The 21,323-nt window shown below is 56.1% G+C and carries 18 protein-coding genes; 2 read left to right on the forward strand and 16 right to left on the reverse strand.

Annotated elements, in window-relative coordinates; translation table 11 throughout:
- The first annotated feature begins 109 nt into the window (after window positions 1-109).
- Window positions 110-1,540, forward strand: a complete 1,431-nt coding sequence (pyk, locus tag PCE31107_RS13605; protein WP_174966660.1) for a pyruvate kinase — start codon at window positions 110-112, stop codon at window positions 1,538-1,540.
- A 146-nt stretch (window positions 1,541-1,686) separates the two neighbouring features.
- Here the strand turns inward: pyk and PCE31107_RS13610 are convergent, their stop codons facing one another.
- The 6 genes from PCE31107_RS13610 to PCE31107_RS13635 all read right to left on the reverse strand — a co-directional run bounded on the left by PCE31107_RS13610 (window position 1,687) and on the right by PCE31107_RS13635 (window position 8,012).
- Window positions 1,687-3,093: an amidase gene (locus tag PCE31107_RS13610; protein WP_150609048.1), complete on the reverse strand. Its 1,407-nt coding sequence runs from the start codon at window positions 3,091-3,093 to the stop codon at window positions 1,687-1,689.
- A gap of 363 nt (window positions 3,094-3,456) precedes the next feature.
- On the reverse strand, window positions 3,457-4,077 hold the full coding sequence (nthB, locus tag PCE31107_RS13615; protein WP_150609050.1) for a nitrile hydratase subunit beta: 621 nt from the start codon (window positions 4,075-4,077) through the stop codon (window positions 3,457-3,459).
- 13 nt (window positions 4,078-4,090) lie between these two features.
- Window positions 4,091-4,705: a nitrile hydratase subunit alpha gene (locus PCE31107_RS13620; protein WP_150609052.1), complete on the reverse strand. Its 615-nt coding sequence runs from the start codon at window positions 4,703-4,705 to the stop codon at window positions 4,091-4,093.
- A 92-nt stretch (window positions 4,706-4,797) separates the two neighbouring features.
- On the reverse strand, window positions 4,798-6,474 hold the full coding sequence (locus PCE31107_RS13625; protein WP_150609054.1) for an MFS transporter: 1,677 nt from the start codon (window positions 6,472-6,474) through the stop codon (window positions 4,798-4,800).
- A 240-nt stretch (window positions 6,475-6,714) separates the two neighbouring features.
- Window positions 6,715-7,626: an NAD(P)-dependent oxidoreductase gene (locus PCE31107_RS13630; RefSeq protein WP_246181827.1), complete on the reverse strand. Its 912-nt coding sequence runs from the start codon at window positions 7,624-7,626 to the stop codon at window positions 6,715-6,717.
- Window positions 7,623-8,012, reverse strand: a complete 390-nt coding sequence (locus PCE31107_RS13635) for a carboxymuconolactone decarboxylase family protein (RefSeq protein WP_150609056.1) — start codon at window positions 8,010-8,012, stop codon at window positions 7,623-7,625. Before PCE31107_RS13635 ends, PCE31107_RS13630 begins: the two co-directional genes overlap by 4 nt.
- 240 nt (window positions 8,013-8,252) lie before the next feature.
- Here PCE31107_RS13635 and PCE31107_RS13640 point away from each other — a divergent pair, with 240 nt between their 5' ends.
- Window positions 8,253-8,951 carry a GntR family transcriptional regulator gene (locus PCE31107_RS13640; RefSeq protein WP_150609058.1) on the forward strand — a complete coding sequence of 233 codons (699 nt, stop codon included), beginning with the start codon at window positions 8,253-8,255 and terminating at the stop codon, window positions 8,949-8,951.
- Window positions 8,952-9,479: 528 nt separating this feature from the next.
- Here PCE31107_RS13640 and PCE31107_RS13645 read toward each other — a convergent pair.
- The 10 genes from PCE31107_RS13645 to PCE31107_RS13690 form a co-directional block, all read right to left on the reverse strand.
- A complete protein-coding gene (locus PCE31107_RS13645) occupies window positions 9,480-10,460 on the reverse strand; it encodes a D-2-hydroxyacid dehydrogenase (RefSeq protein WP_174966661.1) in 981 nt (326 codons plus the stop codon).
- A 60-nt stretch (window positions 10,461-10,520) separates the two neighbouring features.
- Window positions 10,521-11,483, reverse strand: coding sequence for a hydroxymethylglutaryl-CoA lyase (locus tag PCE31107_RS13650; RefSeq protein WP_150609060.1), 963 nt, complete (start codon window positions 11,481-11,483; stop codon window positions 10,521-10,523).
- A gap of 77 nt (window positions 11,484-11,560) precedes the next feature.
- The gene (locus PCE31107_RS13655) at window positions 11,561-12,757 is read right to left on the reverse strand and encodes a CaiB/BaiF CoA transferase family protein (RefSeq protein ID WP_150609062.1); all 1,197 of its coding nucleotides are present in this window, start codon (window positions 12,755-12,757) and stop codon (window positions 11,561-11,563) included.
- Between the two features lie 252 nt (window positions 12,758-13,009).
- Window positions 13,010-13,942, reverse strand: coding sequence for a LysR family transcriptional regulator (locus tag PCE31107_RS13660; protein WP_150609064.1), 933 nt, complete (start codon window positions 13,940-13,942; stop codon window positions 13,010-13,012).
- Between the two features lie 13 nt (window positions 13,943-13,955).
- Window positions 13,956-14,609, reverse strand: a complete 654-nt coding sequence (locus PCE31107_RS13665; RefSeq protein ID WP_150609066.1) for an N-carbamoylsarcosine amidohydrolase — start codon at window positions 14,607-14,609, stop codon at window positions 13,956-13,958.
- Between the two features lie 507 nt (window positions 14,610-15,116).
- The gene (gene leuD / locus PCE31107_RS13670; RefSeq protein WP_150609068.1) at window positions 15,117-15,758 is read right to left on the reverse strand and encodes a 3-isopropylmalate dehydratase small subunit; all 642 of its coding nucleotides are present in this window, start codon (window positions 15,756-15,758) and stop codon (window positions 15,117-15,119) included.
- Window positions 15,755-17,191 (reverse strand): 3-isopropylmalate dehydratase large subunit, encoded by a 1,437-nt coding sequence (gene leuC, locus PCE31107_RS13675; RefSeq protein ID WP_150609070.1) that lies wholly within the window; start codon window positions 17,189-17,191, stop codon window positions 15,755-15,757. Before leuC ends, leuD begins: the two co-directional genes overlap by 4 nt.
- Before the next feature lie 81 nt (window positions 17,192-17,272).
- Window positions 17,273-18,613, reverse strand: a complete 1,341-nt coding sequence (locus PCE31107_RS13680) for an NAD(P)H-dependent oxidoreductase (protein ID WP_150609072.1) — start codon at window positions 18,611-18,613, stop codon at window positions 17,273-17,275.
- A 23-nt stretch (window positions 18,614-18,636) separates the two neighbouring features.
- Entirely contained in the window at window positions 18,637-20,346 is a 1,710-nt protein-coding gene (locus PCE31107_RS13685; protein WP_150609074.1) for an IlvD/Edd family dehydratase, read from the reverse strand.
- Between the two features lie 14 nt (window positions 20,347-20,360).
- Window positions 20,361-21,254: an NAD(P)-dependent oxidoreductase gene (locus tag PCE31107_RS13690; RefSeq protein WP_150609075.1), complete on the reverse strand. Its 894-nt coding sequence runs from the start codon at window positions 21,252-21,254 to the stop codon at window positions 20,361-20,363.
- Window positions 21,255-21,323: the final 69 nt, after the last annotated feature.

The raw sequence follows: 21,323 nt of genomic DNA on the forward strand, positions 1-21,323 counted from the left end.
TACTTCGCCGCCTCCTCAAGTTGATGCAATCAGAGGTAGCTACGGATTTCAGAGCTTATCGCCCTGGAAGCCTGGCGTTGTAGCATTAGCATCGGAGATTTTCATGAGCCTGCGCCGCGAGCGCCATACAAAGATTGTGGCAACTTTGGGGCCTGCTTCATCGGAAGCAGACAAGATTCTGCGACTGGTCCAAGCGGGCGCGGATACGTTCCGCCTGAACTTCAGTCATGGCACGCATGAAGACCATGCGGCACGCCTTCGTGTAATTCGTGAGGTAGAGTCCGACGTTGGCAGACCTTTGGGTGTGCTGCTGGATTTGCAGGGGCCTAAGCTTCGACTTGGCACGTTTCTCGACGGCCACGCGAAGCTCAATGCCGGACAAGAGTTTCGTCTTCAACTGGCGCGTGTGGTCGGCAACGGGCGAGTCGCTCAGTTACCGCACCCTGAAATTTTTGAGGCCTTGTCAACAGGCAATGTACTGCTCATCGATGACGGCCGCGTTCGCCTTCGAGTGACCTCGTGCGGCCCGGATTTTGCTGAGACGGTGGTTGAAACGGGCGGCAAAGTTTCCGACAGAAAAGGTGTGAATGTCCCTGACTGCGCCCTGCAACTGTCGGCGTTGACAGAAAAAGACCACCGCGACGTCAAGTTTGGGCTCCAACTCGGCGTCGACTGGGTGGCATTGTCTTTCGTCCAGAAAGCTAGCGATATTGAAGAACTCCGGGAAATTGTGGGCACAAGCGTCGGGATTATGGCAAAGATTGAAAAGCCTGCCGCTATTACCGATATCGATGCAATTATCGCTGCGACCGACGCGATAATGGTTGCTCGGGGCGATCTGGGCGTTGAAATGCCTCCAGAAGAGGTACCGGTAATTCAGAAGCGTCTGACCCGACTCTGTCGCGAAGCCGGCAAGCCCATCGTTGTAGCCACGCAAATGCTCGATTCGATGGTGAGCCACCCTGCGCCTACCCGTGCTGAAGCATCCGACGTCGCGACTGCTGTGTACGACGGTGTTGATGCTGTGATGTTGTCGGCGGAGTCGGCCAGCGGAGACTATCCCGTTGAGGCAGTCCAGATGATGTCTCGAATCATCCGGAACACCGAACGTGACCGGCTGCAACGAGACACCATGGGCGCCATTGCGGCAACCCGGCGCGCTGACGCCCCCGATGCGATCGGTGCGGCCATTCGCACGGCAGCAGACATCCTGCCGCTGTCGGTTTGCGTAACATACACGCTGTCTGGCGCTAGCGCCCTGCGCGTTGCCCACGAACGCCCCAACGTGCCCATCATCGGCATGACTCCCAAAGTCGAGACCGCGCGCCGGCTTGCGGTTGTGTGGGGTGTCCATGCTGTCCATGGCGACGACGTCAAGAGCGTAGAGGACATGGTTCTGCACGCCACTGGGGTCGTTCGTGCAGAAGGCTTCGAACCGGAATCTCGCCCGTTTGCAATTGTGGCCGGCATGCCGTTTGGTACTCCGGGTTCCACGAACTTTCTGCGATTCGTGCTTCCAACGCAAAGCTCCCCGAAGTAACGCTGCCGTCGGCAAACTATGACTCAGAAGCCTGGCCCGCGGACGGGCCACTGAGTGCAAATGATGGGCATGGCGCTCGCGTAGCAACCGTCTACGCGGCGTCAACCAGCCTCTTTCTCGTCAAGCAATGAGCGCAACCGTACACATCACGGAATATTTGGAGCACGCTTGTGCCAGTCCGTGGCCCCCTGAAACGAGTGTCCAATTCGAAGCAAAGTTGCTTCCGCATTTGGGCGTCCTACGAGTTGCATTCCGACCGGCATTCCATCCTTAGTGAAGCCAGCTGGAACCGACAAGGCGGGAAAGCCAAGATAACTTATGGGGCGAGTTAATCCGACCAATTTTCCCAGCATGTCGTCGATCTTGTCTCCGCCCCCGACGTCCGTTTCCGTAATGGTCGGCGTTGGAATCGGGAGCACTGGAATGTGGATCACGTCGACTTGCGAAAAGACTCGCTGCATGAACTCTTTCGCGGCCACTGCTCTGTAACGAACCGCATTGAGATATGTCGGGGCTGGGATCACGAATCCCCGCTCTAGTCGCGCCACGACTTGGTCTGTATACATCTCACCATGCGCTCTCAATTGAGCCGCATGAAGTGCCGCCCCCTCGGTTGCGAATACGATTGCGGCAGCCGCATCTATTGCCTTAACGTCGGGCAGTTCAATCGGTGTGACGACACAATTCAATTCCTGAAGCTCCCGCAGCGACTCATCCAGGATATGGCGGATGGCCGGATCAACTGCGTCCGAGTAATAATTGGTAGGCACGCCTACCCGCAAACCGCGAATCGAGTCATCAATGCCATGAAGGAAATCTGCGGCAGACGCCGCCGCGGTAGTAGGATCGTCCGCGTCTATGCCGGCGATTGCGTTCATCACCATCGCGCAGTCATAGGCAGTTCGCGCTAGAGGCCCCACCGTATCGAGCGTTGGAGACAGCCCCATCACGCCCGCACGGCTTACCCTGCCAAAGGAAGGCCGTAGCCCAGTGACGCCGCAAACGGACGCTGGCGTTCGAATCGACCCCCCCGTATCTGAGCCCAATGCCGCGAAGTTTGCTCTAGCAGCGACCGACGCAGCAGACCCACTCGAAGACCCACCGGAAATCCGTTCGGTGTTCCATGGATTGCGGCAATGTCCAAATGTTTTGTTATGCCCTGACCCACCGACGGCAAACTCCGCCATGTTCAGAACGCCGAACTGTATTGCTCCCGCAGCATCAAGCCGAGAGAGGACTGTTGCAGTGCGGTCTGCCAACGGCATCGGGATCGCAGATCCACATGACGAACGTACCCCCGCCCGGAAGAACATGTCCTTGTGGGCCATAGGAACGCCATGCAGCGGTCCCTTGATTCGGCCCGCGAAGCGGTCAGCATCGGCTACCCGAGCGGCAGCGCACGCCGCGGAGCGATCTATATGTAGGAAAGCGTTGAGCGTCGTGCCTACCGCTTCCGCTCGATCCAAAACCGCATCCATCAATTCGACACTTGATATCTCTCGGTCTGTCAGTGCCAAAGAAACTTCTCGCAGAGACATCTGCAATACGGACATTACGTGTCCCCCTTCGCGAGCAAAGCCTCAAACTTACCGGGCATCAAGCTAAACGGAAGCACAGCAAACTCTGCCTCCGCTGCTACGAGCATCGGAGCCACCGCGTTAGAGATAACTTCTGGCGGTAGTGACGGTGTCAGACCCGATATAGCAAAGGCCTCAAGGACAAATGGAGCACTCAGTGGTTTCATGAACTTTCGCAGATGCGCGACTACATAGCTACCCACGTCCGAGTAGGAGCGGCTAAAAAGCACACAGGCCGATGCTTGAGAGCGCTGAGGCATAAAGCTCGGCCTTTATGGCACCTAACTTGCGGCGACAAACGGTCGCCCCAACTCGTTGGAGCGGCGTCTCAAAATAGAGTTACTCGACCACTTTTTCGAGATAACTGTGAAATACTCCAACGTGGACCTCGTGGCTTCCGGAATCCTTGGGCCAAATGTCACTAGTCTTGAAGCAAACGTCGTAGCTACGCTGCTTGGGAGACTCCAATCCATGCGCTGCCGCGTCGGCAAACGGATACTCCGGTGAGACACCAACGATTGTTCCTTTCTTGCCGCGGATGTATGCCGGCAGGCGAATATGACCAGGTACGAAGTCTGCCTTTACCCGAACCACATCCCCAATATCGAGTTGCGGCAGCGGATCGGCCGCAATGCGGCCGCCTTTGCTGGGACGGGACAGACGAACCTCTTCTCCCACTGCCGCACATAGTTCTTCGTAGGTGAAGATACCTTTCTCGATACACAACGTGGCGACTGACGCAAAGGTTCGCTCGAAGTAGGACGCACCAATATAATGCCGGGGATCCATTCGTTCGATGCCGTGACGGAACTCGTCCATGTTGTACAGATGTCGCCCCACCAAGGCGCCGGTGATGGAACTCACCTTAATTTCCCACGCCTCATGAAATGGGTCGGCCTTACCCTCTTTGGTGACGCGACCAAATCCCTGGCGCCCACCCAAGTCGTGAAATCCGTCCATGTTTACACTCCTGTTATTTAGACACGTCGTTGAGACGGGGAAGCGGGGAGAACGGTGGTTCGAGGCGGGTTACACCGATTAGTGAGTCTTTAGTAATCAGGCTGGCCAGTTGCTCTTCCGTCCAGCCTTCCGTTTGCGGCGGACGCATCGGCAAAATCATGTAACGCGTGTCCGTAGTGGTATCCCACACTTTGATGTCAATGCTCTCAGGCAACGTTAGCCCCATTTCCGAGAGCACTTTGCGTGCCTCTCGCACAATTCGAGCACGATAGTCAAGGTCCTTGTACCAACCTGGAGCCATGCCGATGATCGTAAACGCGGTGCAAGAACACAACGTGCAACAGATGACGTTTTGCAACGATGCGGTGTTCTCCTTCACCACCAGGCTTCCATGATGCTCGGGCATCATGAAACCCAGCGATGCCGCTGCCGCCTTACCGTCGGCCATTAGGAATGCCTTGAATGCTGGGTCGGTCCACGCCTTGGCGCACAGCTTAGCCCCGTTTTTTGGCAGCCACTCTTCGGTCACCTTGTGTTCGTAATCAGCATGTGTCTGATCATCAAACAGACCTTTCTCCTTGAGCAGCGAACCCAACGCATCAACCTGGCGAGACATATCGATATTCATTTTCTTCCTCCTGAAGTGAGGGGGCGGTCAACGTTCTAAGCCGCTTAGCGGCTTTCTCGTTTACAGCCTAAGGGTGGAATCGGTACGCGAATCTACTGGGCCGTGGGCGTATTGACGTCCGCAGCACTCATTGCCATGCCAGTCCGAGGTCCGCTCGGGAGGAAAATCGTCCCGACAACGCCACAAATTGCGCTCAGACCAATCGGATACCAAAGTCCTGCAAGCACGTCGCCAACAGACAACGTGAGGTAAGTCGCGATAAATGGCAGCAGCCCACCAAAAATCCCAGCTCCAATGTGATAGGGGAACGAAATCGCGGTGTACCGAATCCGCGCCGGAAAGAGCTCAACCAGATATGCGGCAAGAGAGGCGTAGGTCATGGCCGCTATTACGGTCATGGCAATGAGGATGAGCAGGATTTTTGTGCGATTGATTCGCGCTGGATCTGCCTTCTCGGGGTAGCCCGCACTTTGCAGTGCAGCGCCATATGCCTTCGCGTCAAATCCCGAGATTGTCTGTCCGTTGACGGACATCGCAACCGGCAGCCCGTTGACGGGCGGAACATACGTGAAGTTCACGCCGTGCTGCACCAAATACTGCTTTGCCTTCACACACGCCTTTTTGTTGTCCGGATGACTACTCAAAAGCGCGGCGCCAAGACTGAACGAGCAGTCTCCGGAATTTGTTGAGGCGTGCAGCGTCACTGGCTTCGCGATCGTGGCCTCTACCAACGCAGGATTGCCCGCACTAATAAGGCTTTCGAACATCGGTCGGAACGTAAGTGCGGTAAGAAAGATCCCCGCAATCATGATCCATTTTCGCCCAATCCTGTCCGAGAGCCATCCGAGAAATACGTAAGTCGGGACACCAATCAAAAAGGCAATCGACAGTAGGTTGTACACCAGCGACTGGTCAACAGCCACGGCTTGCTGCAGAAAAATAACGACGTAAAACTGCCCCGTATAGAACGATGCGACGGTCCCCGCATTAATGCTGAAAAGAGCAATCAAAATGAGCTTCAAATTCGACCATTGCGACAGTGCTTCGCGCAACGGATTCTTCGACAAGCGCCCTTGCGACTTCATCCGAGAGAAAACCGGCGACTCATGAAGACGCGCACGGATGTACACAGAGATACTCAACAGAACGATCGAAGCGAGAAACGGCACACGCCAGCCCCATGCCTTGAAGTCATCGGGGCCTATAGCAGTCCTGCAAAGTACGATCACAACCGTACAAGCAAGAAGTCCGAGCATGCAGGTGGACTGAAGCCAACTGGTCAATAGGCCTCGGCGTTTGGGCGAACAGTGTTCCGAGATATACACCACTGCCCCACCGTACTCGCCCCCTACAGCAAGTCCCTGAATAACACGCAACACCAGAAGCAAAATCCAGGAAAGATTACCAGCAGTCGAATAGCTAGGCAGGCAACCGAGCAAGACCGTACTGGCCCCCATCATGACAACCGTGACGAGAAACATGTACTTGCGACCGAAACGGTCACCGAGATATCCAAAGATTGCTCCGCCAAGGGGCCGGATGACAAAGCCGACCGCGAGCGCGGCAAGTGCCCCCAGCAGCGAGACCATCGGATTATCAGGCGGGAATACGATCGCGCTCATGAAGACGGCGAGCGACCCATAAATAAAGAAGTCGTACCACTCGAACAGGGTGCCTAGCGTCGAGGCGAGCACAATTTGCCGCTCCTCAGTGCGGCTCAGCTCTTGATTCTCTGTCAGAGGAGGAATGTGTACCGGGGATGTGTTCATGATGGGGGGAATTGTCCTGGTTGAACGCCGTCATTTGTTTGATAATGTTATATAAGTATCGCAATGTCAAACCAGAATGACTAGCTAGGGACAATCTCTATGTTGGCGATGCAGCCGAAATTAGGTAACGGCAATCGATGAACGATCAAACAGAAAGCCGCAAATTCGCTTTATGCGAAAGGATTAATGCGAACGACTGACTGCTTGATCAAAAATTTCGCCCATAGGTGGGCGTCCGACCTACTGGATGGAGTCCTCGCCTAGCCTCATGTCGGTCAATGCTTCGCAGAAGCGCGCGATTTCCGTGTGATCGCGGCCATGCCCCAGAGTCTTTGCTGCCCCGCTCCATAACTCCCGGCACAGTGCGGAGAACGGTGCGACGACTCCACCTTCATTCGCCACGCCCAGCGCGATGCCAATGTCCTTCACCATCAGATCAAGGCCGAAATTGCTGTTAAATGCGCGCGAGAGAACGAACTGTCGAAACTTTTTCTGCGTGCTGTTGTTCACCCCTGTCGACGCGTTGATCACGTCGACCATCTTGCCCGCGTCTAGCCCAAATTTCTGACCGATGAGCAGCGCTTCGATACCAATTAGAAAACCGCCGGCAGAGACGAGGTTATTGAGCGCCTTCATCGCTTGGCCAGCACCAATGGAGCCCACCTCTGTGATGGCAGTCCCCATTGCTTGAAGCAACGGTCTCGCACGCGCGATGTCTTCAGGAGCCCCGCCGGTCATGATGGCAAGCTCACCGGTCTTTGCCTTCGAAACACCACCGGAAACTGGCGCGTCGATCATGCAAATACCATTGGCGCGCAAAGACGACGCAGCGTCTTTGGTAACGCTCGGCATGCCTGAAGTCATATCGATTACCAAGGCCCCTACCGAAAGCAAGGATCGGACTGACTCGAGCGCTTCGACCACATGCTTGCTCGTCGGCAGCATCGTTATCACTGCGTCCGCACCCGCCACCCCGTGCTCAAGCGTCTCGGCAGCCACCCCGCCAACGTCGCTGGAAAATTTGTTGGCTCGATCCGGAGTGACGTCGTATACGGCCAAATGAAAACCCGCCTCGACAAGGCGCGCCGCCATGGGCCAGCCCATATTCCCGATACCAACGAAAGCAACCTTGTTGAACCCGTCGGCGTTCACGACAACACCCCCTCTTTTAGGAGGACTTCATGCGCCGCCTTGAATGCCTTCAGACCACAAGGGATCCCCGAGTACGCGGTGGCGTGCAGAAGTGCTGCTTTGATCTCATCGACGGTTACACCGTTGTTGAGCGCACCTTTCACGTGCAGCTTCAGTTCATCGGAATGGCTCGTGACGGTAAGCATTGCGAGGTTCATCAAGCTACGTGTCTTGCGATCCAACGTCTCGTCACCCCAGGCCCAGCCCCAAGCCCATGCCGTCGTGGCCCGCTGGAAGGACATCATGAACGGATCAGCCTTCTGCATCGAGGCATCGACATATTCGGCCCCCAGGACTTCGCGTCGGATAGGCATGCCCTTTTCGAACAGCGCATTATCTTCAGACATATTCAAAATCTCCCTAATAGTGGTTCGTTTGGGTAAGCAACCGAACAGCCCGCCTGCCGACGCTCATCAAAAATCAATGAGACAACGCGTCGAACGGCGGAAGCGACTGCCCCCCGATAGAGCCAAATTTCGCCTGACAGTCCGATTGTCAGACAATATGACATTCAATAAATTGTCTGTCAATCCGACATTTGTACGACTGTGATGTAAAATGCGGCGTCCACCAACATCCCTCCCCTTATGAGCAACTCACTAAAAGTCGTCCCGCAATCTGTGCGACGCCAGGTAGAAGATGGACTTAGGGCTGCAATCGTCTCAGGAAGATTCCCCCCTGGTGAGCACTTGCCCGATCGAGTTCTGTGTGAGGTGTTTGGTACCAGCCGTAGCGTTGTCCGCGAGGCGGTTAGGCGCCTTGAGGCCGAGGGGTTGGTGACGGTGCACGCCAATCGAGGTCCGTTCGTAGCGGTGCTCTCGATCGAAGAAGCCGCCGAGATTTATGAGGTCCGTGCAGCGCTCGAGGCTCTGGCTGGAGAAGGGTTTGCCGTTCGCGCGAATGACGCGGAACGCGCAGAACTGCATGGGGTGTTCGACGAATTGCGACGTTTCGGTTCGGAGGTCACCCAAGAGGGTCTACTCGATATAAAGCGACGCTTCTACGAAATCATGACCAAGGGATGCCGTAACACGCTGGTTGCGCGAATGCTAGATCAATTGCTGACGCGCAACGCCCAGTTGCGGGCCACATCACTCTCCAGCAGCAACCGTTTGCCGGCCACAATCGCAGAATTAGCCCAAATTGTGGATGCCATCGACCGGCGCGATCCAGTGGCGGCGGCGGCGGCATGCCGCTCGCATGTTCAGGCTGCTGCTGACATCGCGATTGGCATTCTCCAAGCGAGGGATAGCCAAGCCGAAGCGATCCCAAACGGACAGACTTAGCATCGAAGATACCTATCAGGCTCGGGTTGTTGGCGCCTAAGTGTCGAGTGTTTTCTGACTCACAGTCCATCGTTGCACACGACAGCGCTCGACTTTCTTGTGACGGAAATCCACCGTACACCGCATGGCAACTGTCTGAGGGGCCTCGCAGACGGAATCGTCTACGCATCTACGAAAACGTCGCGGCTTTGCAATCGAAGTTCGACGCAACAGCGCTCCTGGGTGGAAGCTCCATATATTGCGTGACGAGTTCATTCCGCCAAGCGGGCTCAGTGAACGATCTGCGTAACGTAAGGCGACGTGTGACCTCCAAATATCGCTTCGCTCAAACGAGTACCGGCCGTTAGCAACGATCTTGCCAATCGACGCCAATACTTCTCGTTCGGCATCGTCAAGCCTTTGCAGAATTGTCTCCGCGAGTGGGATGCCAGCGCAAAAACGACCACAAACAGGCCAACGGAAGTCGCCTCCAGACAGACCCGCATGGAGCGCTCAACAGGGAAAGATCACCGTCTATTTCATATCATCCTAGCGTGAGAGCGCCACCAGATTGCGAGGCTCGCCTGCAACGAAAGACGAGATGTTCTCACTCAATTGCTTCATCAATCCCTCGATGGCTTGTTCACTTGCCCATGCAATGTGCGGCGTCAGAATGAAGTTACTGTAATCTCGTAACTCTTGGAACGGATGCGTTGGCGATGGCGGCTCTTCCGTCGCAACGTCAAACGCAGCCCCGGTCAAAACTCCAGACTTGATTGCTTCCACTAACGCCAATTCGTTAACCAAACCACCGCGTGCCGTGTTGATCAGGAGTGGCTTTTGCTCCATTCTTGCAAACTCTGGGGCTCCAATCATGTTGCAGGTTGCCGGCAGCAACGGGCAGTGAAGCGAAATGATGTCACTGCGCGACAGCATCTCATCAAAGGGCGTAAAACCATCACGAAGACGAGTGGCTCCCTTCCGCTCGGAACGCAAAACACACATTCCCAAGGCGCGCGCGATCGCCGCAACCGCTTGTCCTAAAACACCGTCACCAATGATTCCGATGGTCGAACCGTGCAGATCTCGGATGGGGTGATCAAAGAAGCAGAAACGCCCAACCTCTTGCCATCGTCCAGCTCTGACAGCATCACGATAGGACAGCAGACTGCGACGCAGAGCGAAGATCAGTGCAAACGTATGCTCCGGCACCGTGCATGCGGCATAGTTGCGAATGTTCGAAACCTGCACGCCATGGTGAAAGCACGCCTGGAGATCAAGTACATCTGTGCCGGTCGCAGCGACTGCTATTAATTTCAGACGCGTCGCCGCGGCGATGGCCGTGGTATCGAGGCGAACCTTGTTCGTGATTACGATATCGGCATGTTCGACCCTAGCAGCCACCTCACTCGGCGACGTGTGCCCGTGTACGACGAGGTCATGCGGGAATGCCAGTTGCAACAGATTGATGCGTCCCGCAATACTGTCGCTATCGAGAAAGACCACCCTCAGTGGGCGAACTTTTTCCATGATGAATAAAATTTCAACAAAGCAAACAGGATCCGCTGACGTGCGGACAATGGCGTGCAATCAGGTGGGCTCACAACGCAAAGCCAAGGCTTGCGCAACATGCGCTGGCAGCGGGTGCAAATCGAGTCGCCTTCCTGCCTTAAGCACTTGACCAGGTGTGTCCCGCATCACGACGGCCCGCAGCATACCTGCGGCGTCTAGCAATGCATGCTGGTCAACCCCCGTGTTCGCGCCGTTGAGCTCAAGCATATGCACCAAGTCCTCTGTGCACACATTGCCCGTCGCCCCAGGCGCATACGGACATCCACCAAGCCCACCAAGCGAAGCGTCAAATCGGCGGATGCCTACCTCCATGGCAGCGATTGAATTCGCCAGAGCCATCCCGCGGGTATTGTGAAAGTGAGCCGTCAGCTCAAGCGAGGGGAACCGATGACGCATATCACCGAGTAAATGCGATACTTGCGCGGGATACGCCATCCCGGTCGTGTCGCAAATGGTGAGGCCCTGGACCCCCAAGTCAGCAAACCGTTCAGCCCATTTGCACACTTCTGCAGAGGAGACGTCGCCCTCCATCGGACAACCGAAGGCCGTCGACAGCGACACGTTGATGGCAACAGACGTCTGCTGGACCAAGCGAATGACATCGGCGAGCTGAGAAAAAGATGCGTCTCGCCCCATGCGCAAATTTGCCAAGTTGTGTGACTCACTTGTCGACATCACAAGATTGACTTCATTCGGCTGACACGATAACGCCCGCTCCGCGCCTCGAATGTTTGGAACAAGCACTGTGTAGACAACATCAGGGCTTCTCTCGATCTGCTGCATCACTGCTTCGGCATCTCTCAGCGCGGGAATCGCTTTCGGCGAAGTAAAGGACGTCACTTCGATTTTGGCAACGCCGCACCGACCGAGCCGGTTGACCAATGAGATCTTCTCATCCGTGGGAATGAAGGTCGCCTCGTTCTGAAAGCCGTCGCGGGTCACGACTTCCTGGATGTAGACTCGATCTTTCGGATACTCCATGGTTTTCTCCATTTCATCAGGAACGCGAATATGTGTTCCGTGCGGCGTCGGGTTCCCTTCAGATTCCGGCGCGCCATTTAGGCGATGACGCGTTTGCCTCGCAAGCGTTTGATGTCCTCGCTCGTCAGCCCCATTCGTCGCATTGCAGACTCGGTATGCTCTCCAAGCACCGGTGCCCGAAAACGGATACGCCCCGGATTCGCCGAAAGTTTTGGAACAACTCCGGGCACGTCTACTTCGAGTCCATCCGCATCACGTACGCGTTCGATGATGCCCCGCGCACGATAGTGCGGATCCTCCGCAATATCCTGTGCGTTATAAATCCGGCCTGCCGGCACGCCTGCGTCTTTCAAGCGAGTCAGTGCTTCATCAGGCATAAGCCGAGCCGTCCAAGCACCAATTGCGGCATCGAGCTCTTGGGCACGCGCTACTCGGCCATCGTTACCGGCAAGGTCCGGAGCATCTCCGAGATCAAGTCGGTCAATCAACTGCATAAGGCGCCTGAAAATTGAGTCACCATTACCTGCGATCAGGATGTACTCCCCATTGGCGCACGGGTATGCGTTCGACGGTGCGATTCCCGGCAACGCCCCACCCGCTGGTGCACGTGATACGCCGAATGCCGAATATTCGGGCAACAAGCTCTCGGTCATATTGAAGACGGACTCATAAAGGGCTACGTCGATCATTTGCCCTTCGCCCCCCTTAGCGTCCCGCTGGTAAAGAGCGAGGAGCACGCCCAACGCGCCATGCAAGCCAGCCAAAGTGTCCCCCAAGGACACGCCTGCACGCACAGGAGGACGCCCTAATTCGCCCGTGATGTGCCGCAACCCCCCCATAGCCTCACCTACCGCGCCGAAGCCTGGCTCGTCCCGTTTAGGCCCGCTTTGGCCATAGCCAGACACCCGAAGCATAATCAGCCGCGGATTCAATCGATGAAGCGCGTCCCAACCCAACCCCCACTTTTCCAGAGTCCCGGGTCTGAAATTTTCAATTACAACATCCGCGTCGACAGCCAATTGGTGGACCAGTGCTTGTCCGTCCACGCTGCGCAGGTCAATGCACACAGACTGCTTGTTTCGCGATTGGGCTTGCCACCATACGGATGTGCCATTGCGTAGCATCCTCCACTTTCGCAGCGGATCGCCCGCCTCTGGGGACTCCACCTTGATGACTTCCGCCCCGAAATCGGCAAGCGTTTTGGATGCAAATGGGCCCGCAATCAGTTGCCCAAGCTCTAACACTCGAATTCCGTCTAAGATCTGTTCACTCATCTGCAACCCCTTCACACACGTCGAGGGAAACCCACACCCCATTCACTAACGCGATCCAATTGCCCTACAAGCCTGCAGGACCCTTGGAACAAGCATAATCAAGGCGGGACTCTCGAGGAATTGCGAAAATGGGATGATGGCTTCGCGGATCACGCAAGCGGCGAGCCGGAAATTTGGTGTTTAGCGATTGAGGGCGGCGAGAGGAGGGCTCATTGGACAGCAACGTCCCTACTATTTCGGGGAAGACGAAGGCTACGACAACGTCGGTTCGCCGTCGGCATGTACAATCAATCGCTCCCAGAGCAACTTTCCGGCCGACGAAAGTTCCTTGGTCTCAGAACAGGCAACCATCATCCGCCGATAGGCCCAGGGATCAGTAAGACGCAAAGCCTTCAGTCTGTATGCATCCAACAGAGGCTCGCAGGTAGCGCGAGGTAGCACGCCAACACCAAGCCTGGCGCCAACCATTCGGCAAAGAGCACCGAAGCTGCGCACCTGAACACGCAACTGCAGAGAGCCTCCCGCCTCCTGTGCTTTGGATGAAATCAACTCTAGCAGAGAGCTACCTCGGTTGAGTCCAACAACGGGGTATTGAATGCATTCAAAAAAAGAAGCCTCGTCTTTGCGTGCCAAAACGTGATCATCCGGGCAAATCACAACCAACTCGTCCGTGTGAAATGGCACTACGATCAAACCATGCGTAGGTGTACCGTCAGCCAGCACGCCTATGTCGGCCGTACCTTCTATCAAAGCACGTACGATATCGCCACTAAGCTGCTCCTCGACGTCGACCTTGATTTCTGGATGCTGCCCCATAAAGGACGCCAGCACCTCCGGCAAGCTTTCAATCAAGGCGGACATATTTGCCCAAAAGCGAACATGCCCCCGATATCCGCGCGAGTAGTCCGACAGCTCAGCCCCGAACACCTCAAACCCGTGACATAGGCGGACAGCATGCTGCATCGCGACGTGGCCAGCGGCAGTCAACTGGACACCCTGCGTAGTTCGCTCCAGCAGCGCAACCCCTACAGTTGCCTCGAAATCCGCAAGTCGCCTGCTCGCGGCCGACAACGCAAGATGGCATTGCGAGGCCCCTTTGGTAATGCTTCCCGACTTGGCCACCGAGCAAAACAATCTCAGCGTTACGAAATCGACACGCGCGGGGTTGATGATCGATCGTTCCATCTGCGAAATGCCATTAATCCGGGTTGCCGTGCTGCGCTCGGTCGAAGTACGCCAGCACCTCGTCCTTTGCGACAACGTCGCCATACTTGCTGTCGATATCGAACAGATTAGCTTCGTGCGGCCCCGGATGGCGATCACCCACGCATTCGCGCGGCACGATGACACGGAAGCCGTGTTGAACACCATCGACCGCACTGGCTCGAATGCATCCACTCGTTGAACAGCCGGTGAGGATAACGGTGTCGATTCCCGCTGACATCAAGGTCGGTGCGAGCGTCGTGCCAAAAAAGGCGCTTGCATATTGCTTCGTGACGACGAGTTCGTCGGGGCGCGGCTCGACGCCATCGCAAAAATCAGAGTAGTTCTTCTGGATCATGCATTTGACTACAGGTGACTTCTTTAGCCAGGTTCCACCGTCGATGAAGTTGGCCCGATGGTGAACCACGGCAGTATGAATGACGAGAATTCCATTGCGACGCGCAGATTCGAGAAGCCTCACTGTTTCTTCGACTGCAGGGGGCACACCATCAGCAAAGAGTGGGGACTCTGGCTCAGTGTAAGCCTTTGCAAAATCGATGATTACGAGCGCAGCCCGCTCTCCAAAACCAATGCGATTTCCCCAAACACCACGGTAATTGTCTAGCGCTGAGGCCTGCTTCTCTTTCATGAAATTGCAACTCCTGTCTTCAAGTATGGCAACGCTTCCCTGGCAGATTGCGCGTGGAGCGGCTCGCATGCGACACCTCGCACCGTATGACACTCTCAGCCCGCCCCGGCTCCGCATCACAACCCGCGATCGTCGGGGCCGCCCACCATTCATTTGATATTAGTATAACAATATCGCAATATCAAAAATAAATACGTTTCGTCACACCTCGACTGCCCGATCGCGCGCTCATTCAAATCCAGCACCTAGAGGCAAATTGTGACAGCTCTCGTTTCCTGCAAATCGTCACTCCAAGCCAACTCCTGCACCAAAATCGACGACGATCTCGCGATAAGTGTTCCGACGGCACGCAGTCTCTTATGCATGACGCTGGCGAAAATCTCGCGAAAATTTCGACTAGCTTCGGTCATAACCAATCCGTAAACGTAGATCTTAGGGTCGTTGCATGTCCGGTCCGGCGGTTCCTGATGCGCACCGAAGCCGCGTCATGGCCACTCGCCTGCTGAACTACTTGCGGAACAACCAAGGTTCGAGCAGACGACGCTTCGCCTCGTATGAGGCAATGGCGTCCCCCTTAGCAAGCGTCAACCCAATATCATCCAAGCCCAACAGGAGTCTGCGCTTTCGTTCGGCGTCGATCTCAAACTTGATGGGCCCGCCATCGGCACCTTCGATGACCTGTGTTTCAAGATCGACCTTGAGCCATAGCCCCGCCTCAAGCTTCGCTTGCGCAAAAAGGTTGTCGATAACAGTGGGATCCAGTCGGATAGGCAGGAGACCGTTCTTGAAGCAATTTCCGTAAAAAATATCGGCGAAGCTGGGGGCAAGAATGACTCGTATTCCGTAATCGCTGAGCGCCCAAACCGCATGCTCTCGACTTGAGCCACAACCGAAATTGTCTCGAACGAGCAGAATTTGTGCCGATGCATAGACGGCTTGATTGAGCGGGAAGTCTGGGTTTTTTGGACGTTGCGAATGATCCATGCCCGGCTCACCTTTGTCCAAATATCGCCACTGGTCGAACAAGTTATCGCCGAACCCGGTGCGGGAAATCGACTTCATAAATTGCTTTGCCAAGAGCGCATCCGTATCGATATTTGCTCGGTCTATCGGTACCACGACGGACTCGATTGCGCGAAAGGCGTTCATAGCCAACCCTCCTTCGTAATATCGACAAAGTGCCCAGCGATGGCTGCCGCAGCGGCCATCGCTGGACTCATCAAATGACTGCGCCCACCGGCCCCTTGGCGACCCTCAAAGTTCCGATTGGAAGTCGATGCACAACGCTCCTCCGGCTGAAGCCGATCCTCGTTCATGCCAAGGCACATAGAGCAACCAGGATCACGCCACTCGAATCCCGCTTGCGTGAAGATCGTGTCCAGCCCTTCTGCCTCAGCTTGGGCCTTAACCAATCCCGAGCCAGGCACAACGAGCGCTTGCAAAATGCTGGCAGCAATGTGATGCCCCCTCACAACTTCGGCAGCGGCCCGCAGATCTTCAATACGGGCGTTCGTGCACGAGCCGATAAAGACTTTGTCGGGGCGAATGCCCTCAAGTGGCGTGCCTGGAGCGAGACCCATATACCTGAGCGCGCTTTCCATATCAGCTCGCTTGACCGGGTTCGGCTCGGCTGCCGGATCTGGAACGACCCCACCAATGGATGTCACCATTTCCGGCGACGTACCCCATGTGACCATCGGACTCAATCGCGATGCGTCTATCGCGATGACCTTGTCGAACGCAGCTCCATCGTCACTCTTGAGCGTCGCCCAATATTTGACGGCTTGCACCCAATCGTCGCCTCGTGGCGCAAAGGGTCGGTCAACGAGGTAGTCAATCGTCTTCGCATCGACGGCCACCAGACCGACGCGCGCACCCGCCTCGATTGCCATATTGCAAAGCGTCATCCGGCCCTCGACGGAAAGGTCGCGTATGGCACTCCCGCCAAATTCGATCGCATACCCCGTCGCCCCCGCAGTGCCTAATTGGCCGATGATTGCCAAAATCAGGTCTTTCGCTGTGACACCGTTGGGTAGTCGTCCGTCCACCCGCACCAGCATTGACCGCATCGGAGCAATTGATAAGCATTGGGTCGCGAGCACATGTTCGACTTCCGACGTCCCCACGCCAAACGCAAGTGCCGCAAAGGCTCCATGTGTACTTGTATGCGAGTCCCCAGCAACGACGGTCATCCCTGGCAGGGTCATTCCTTGCTCGGGTCCGATCACATGAATAATGCCTTGTCGCTTGTCCGCCAAACCGAATTCGAGAATATCGAACTCGCGGCAATTGGTAGCCAACTGCTCGACTTGCAAGCGAGCCAGAGGATCGATAATGCCCGCCTCGCGGTTCGTTGTCGGAATGTTGTGATCAGGCGTAGCCAAAACGGTTTCGCTGCGCCAGGGACGTCTGCCCGCGGCCCGAAGACCTTCAAACGCCTGAGGGCTGGTTACCTCGTAGACAAGATGTCGATCAACATATAGCAGCGTAGAACCATTGTCGGCCCGCTCGACAACGTGCCGGTCCCAGAGTTTTTGCAGCAACGTGCGAGGCTGCTGCGAAATGGATACGTCGGAAATCATATTCAATCTCGCCAAACGAGCAAGTGTTCAACCGCAGCCAGCCCCACCAACACTGATGAACCTGGCTGGGAATCCGAACCCTTAAAGGGCAAACATTGACTCCATCTCGCGGCGCACGCGATATGCAGGCAGCGTCTCATCGATCTGAACGTCATCCCAGGTAAGAGACTGATCCTTTGCGACTGGTCTGACTACTCGCAAATTGTGCGCCAAACCCAGCGGAAGACTACCGAGCCTCATCGATTTCTTGGCTGGGAACAGCTTGCCAAAGACGGTGTAGCCACCCTCTCCATCGAGCATTTCACCGGCGTTTAGATCGCGCTTCGCGGTTGCGATGACATCTGCGTTGAAGTACCGGGGCACACCGGTGGCTTCACCACGCAACCCAATCGACGCGACTGAAATGCCGAGCTCCAATCCAATCAGATGCCATTTCCGATACAACACCATGTTGGTGCCGGACGGGTCGGTCACGACTTGATACTCCTTGAAACATCGCTGGATGTAGTCGTTTGGCGCCTCGACGCAAACCCAAACCCCCTTGCGAATGTCGTAGCCCACCGGGCTCCCGTCAGGCTTCAACGAAGAAATCACCTCCACCACGCCTTTCCTCGAGAGATGCCCACCATCGCTCTTAAGACGCATCAAGCTTGGGATGTCGTCGACCGTTCCCGGCGGGAAGGTCAATCCGTCATCCGGTGCCTCCAGGCCGGTGGCGTTTGCAATTGCAGTACTCTCGATTGCCGGCTTCGAGCCGTCGAGAAACGCATTGAACATCTTCGGATTCATACCTCCCAAGCGCGCTTGCTCCGCACTGACACCCCAGTGATCCCAAACGGTGTCAGGTGTCGATTCTCGGAATTTCGGTAGCCATTTGTGCCCTCGCCCGGCGGCGACCACCGGGAAGCCACTTGCTCGTGCCCAATCGACCAACTCACATGCAAGAGCAGGTTGGTCTCCGTAAGCAAGCGAGTAAATCACACCGGCTTGGGCCGCCTTGCGCGCAAGCAAAGGACCGCAGAATGCGTCCGCCTCCACCGTCACGTTGACAATATGCTTACCATTCTCAAACGCCGCCAGACAATGCTCCACTGCCGCAATCGGGTTGCCGGTGCATTCGACAACGATCTCGATCTCAGGGTGTTCCACGAGAGCGCGCCAATCGTCACTGACATACGTCGTCATATGCTGAACTGCGTCATCCAGCGAGCTCGCGCCAAATCGCTCATTCGGCCAGCCTACCCGCTCCAAGTTGGCGCGTGCGTTGGTCGGAGACAAATCCGCGATACCAACGAGGTGCACACCTGGCGTGCGAGGGATTTGTGCGAGGTACATCGAACCGAACTTTCCTGCGCCAATCAAGCCTATGCGTAACGGACGACCTTCTTCGGCTAGTTCAGACAGCTTTGAAAACAAATTCATTTTTGACTCCGGTAGTCTGTCGATCAGACATTTGAGTTATTCGGCGCGCGGACGAGGAAATCGAGGTCACAGCCATCCGGCGCCTGCAAAACCGAGCGGTTATACAAGCGTGCGTAGCCGCGCTCCGGGCTGGGGCGAGGTGCCCAATTCGACAGGCGACGCGCAATTTCAGCCTCGTCCACAAGCAGTTCGATTCGTTTTTCCGATACAGAAAGCCGAATGCGGTCCCCGTTTCTCACAATCGCCAACGGCCCGCCTGCAGCAGCTTCAGGGGCGATGTGCAACACAATCGTTCCATAAGCGGTACCGCTCATCCGAGCATCGGAGATACGCACCATATCTTTGACCCCTGCGCGAGCAAGCTTGCTGGGAATTGGCAGGTACCCTGCCTCGGGCATGCCCGCACCCAACGGACCAGCATTCTTCAGCACAAGTATGTCGTCAGCGTTGACGTCGAGTGCTGGATCGTCGATGCGAGCGGCGAGGTCCTCCAGCCCCTCGAACACAACCGCGCGCCCCTCGACTTCAAACAAGGAGGGCGTCGCAGCAGCTCGTTTAAAGATGGCTCCGCCAGGCGCGAGATTTCCGCTCAAAGATATAAGCCCACCAATCTTGCTCACCGGTGTATCGAAGGAGCGAATGACTTTTCGGTCGACCCACCCTGCAGGGCCATCGAGTCGCTCACGAAGCGTCGTTCCCTCGACCGTCAGACAATCAAGATGCAGCAGGTGGCGCAGCTCACGCAACACGGCACCTACACCACCTGCGGCATGGAAGTCCTCCATGTAACCCTCCCCCACAGGTTTCAGGTCGACTAGCACCGGGGTTTCATCGGAAATCTCATTGAGCCGCTCCGGCGGGATCCGAATACCTAACCGGCCAGCAATTGCAGTCAGGTGAACAATCGCGTTCGTGGAGCCACCTAGCGACATCAAGAGCCGGAACGCATTCTCCACGGACTCTTGGGTAATGATCTGGTTTGGAGTGATGGGACTTCGAGCCAATCGAACCGCCGTTTTACCAGTCTCCTCGGCTGCGACAAGACGTTGAGAGTCTACGGCGGGAATAGCTGCGGTACCTGGCAAAGCTATTCCAAGTGCCTCAGTGATACAGGCCATCGTGCTTGCCGTCCCCATCACCGCACATGTGCCCGCCGTCGTCGCCAAGCGGCCTTCGACCTGTTGAATCTCCTCACCATCGATTTCGCCCGCGCGAAACTTGCCCCAAAACCGCCGACAATCGGTACATGCGCCTAGACGCTCGCCCTTGTGACGTCCAGTCATCATTGGGCCGGTCACCAACTGAATAACCGGGCGCCCTGCGGATGCCGCGCCCATGAGTTGGGCGGGAACTGTCTTATCGCATCCACCGATAACCACCACCGCATCCATGGGTTGAGCGCGAATCATCTCCTCGACGTCCATGGACATCAGGTTCCGAAATACCATGCTTGTTGGGTTCAGAAAGACCTCGCCCAATGAAATCGTCGGAAACTCTCGCGGCAGACCGCCAGCGGCAAGAACGCCACGCGCTACGGCCTCCGCTAATTGCGGCATATAGCGATGGCAATTGTTGAATTGGCTGGGAGAAGTGGCGATGCCGATGATCGGGCGTTCAAGCAACTCAGTAGAAACGCCCATGGATCGAGCCATCGAACGCCGCAGATATCGCGCAAAATCTCGGTCACCGTAATTTGTCAGGCCACGGTCAAGCCCTTGTCCTTCAGTCGTCATTTTCTCTCCCGAACTCACTTCACTTCTGACCTGAATTCCACACCCAAGGCACGCTCAAATGGCAAGATCATTGCCCCTTTATCCAGGGCTCCGTGTCCCGCAAGGAGTGCTTGTTGGTAGGTCGCGGTCGAGGCTGCCAGTACCGGCATCGGAATACATTGGCGAGCACCCAATTCAGCGGCGCTGACGAGGTCCTTGTATGCGTGCGTCAGCGGATAACCGGTCGAAAACTGCCTCTGCAGAACTCGCGGCACGAAGAACTCCGAGGCGTAACTGCGACCGGTGCCACTGTTCACTACGGAAGCGATCTTGTCCGCGTCAAGCCCCATCTTGACGGCCATGGGCAGCACCTCTGCCAAAGCTGCGCAATTGATGTCGAAAAGAAGCTGATTTACGAGCTTGGTTAGCTGCCCGCTGCCACGGGGCCCCATGAAGAGAATGTTGTTCCCCACACAGCGCAGGAATGGTTCAGCCCATTCAAAGGTGGAGAACTCCCCCCCACACATGACGGTCAACGTGCCATCGACTGCTCGTGACTCCATACCTGATACGGGAGCATCGAGAAATCTAATGCCGCGAGCCTCGAGTGCCGCACCGATCTCCATCGTTGATCCGTGTTCGATGGTGCTATGGTCGACAACGACGGTTCCCTTCGATAATTTGTCTGCAAGCCCATTTACGCCGAACAAGACATCCTTCACCACGTCTCCGTTTGGCAGACAAAGAAATATCGCTTGTGAATCGGAGAGGTGCGACAGACTTTCTGCGGTGCGAACACCGGCTCGGATGAACTCGCCGTAGCACGACTGATCTGCCGAGTACACAGCGAGATCAATACCGTCGCTCCTCAACATATTCATCGCCATGGGCTTGCCCATCTGTCCCAGCCCGACAAATCCAATTTTCATGACAGTAATATTCCCGATTTCTGGTGTGAATTAAGGTTACGACCATCACCTCGCCACCGGAATTGCCAT

The sequence above is a fragment of the Pandoraea cepalis genome, from assembly GCF_902459625.1.
GTDB classification, from domain to species: Bacteria; Pseudomonadota; Gammaproteobacteria; order Burkholderiales; family Burkholderiaceae; genus Pandoraea; species Pandoraea cepalis.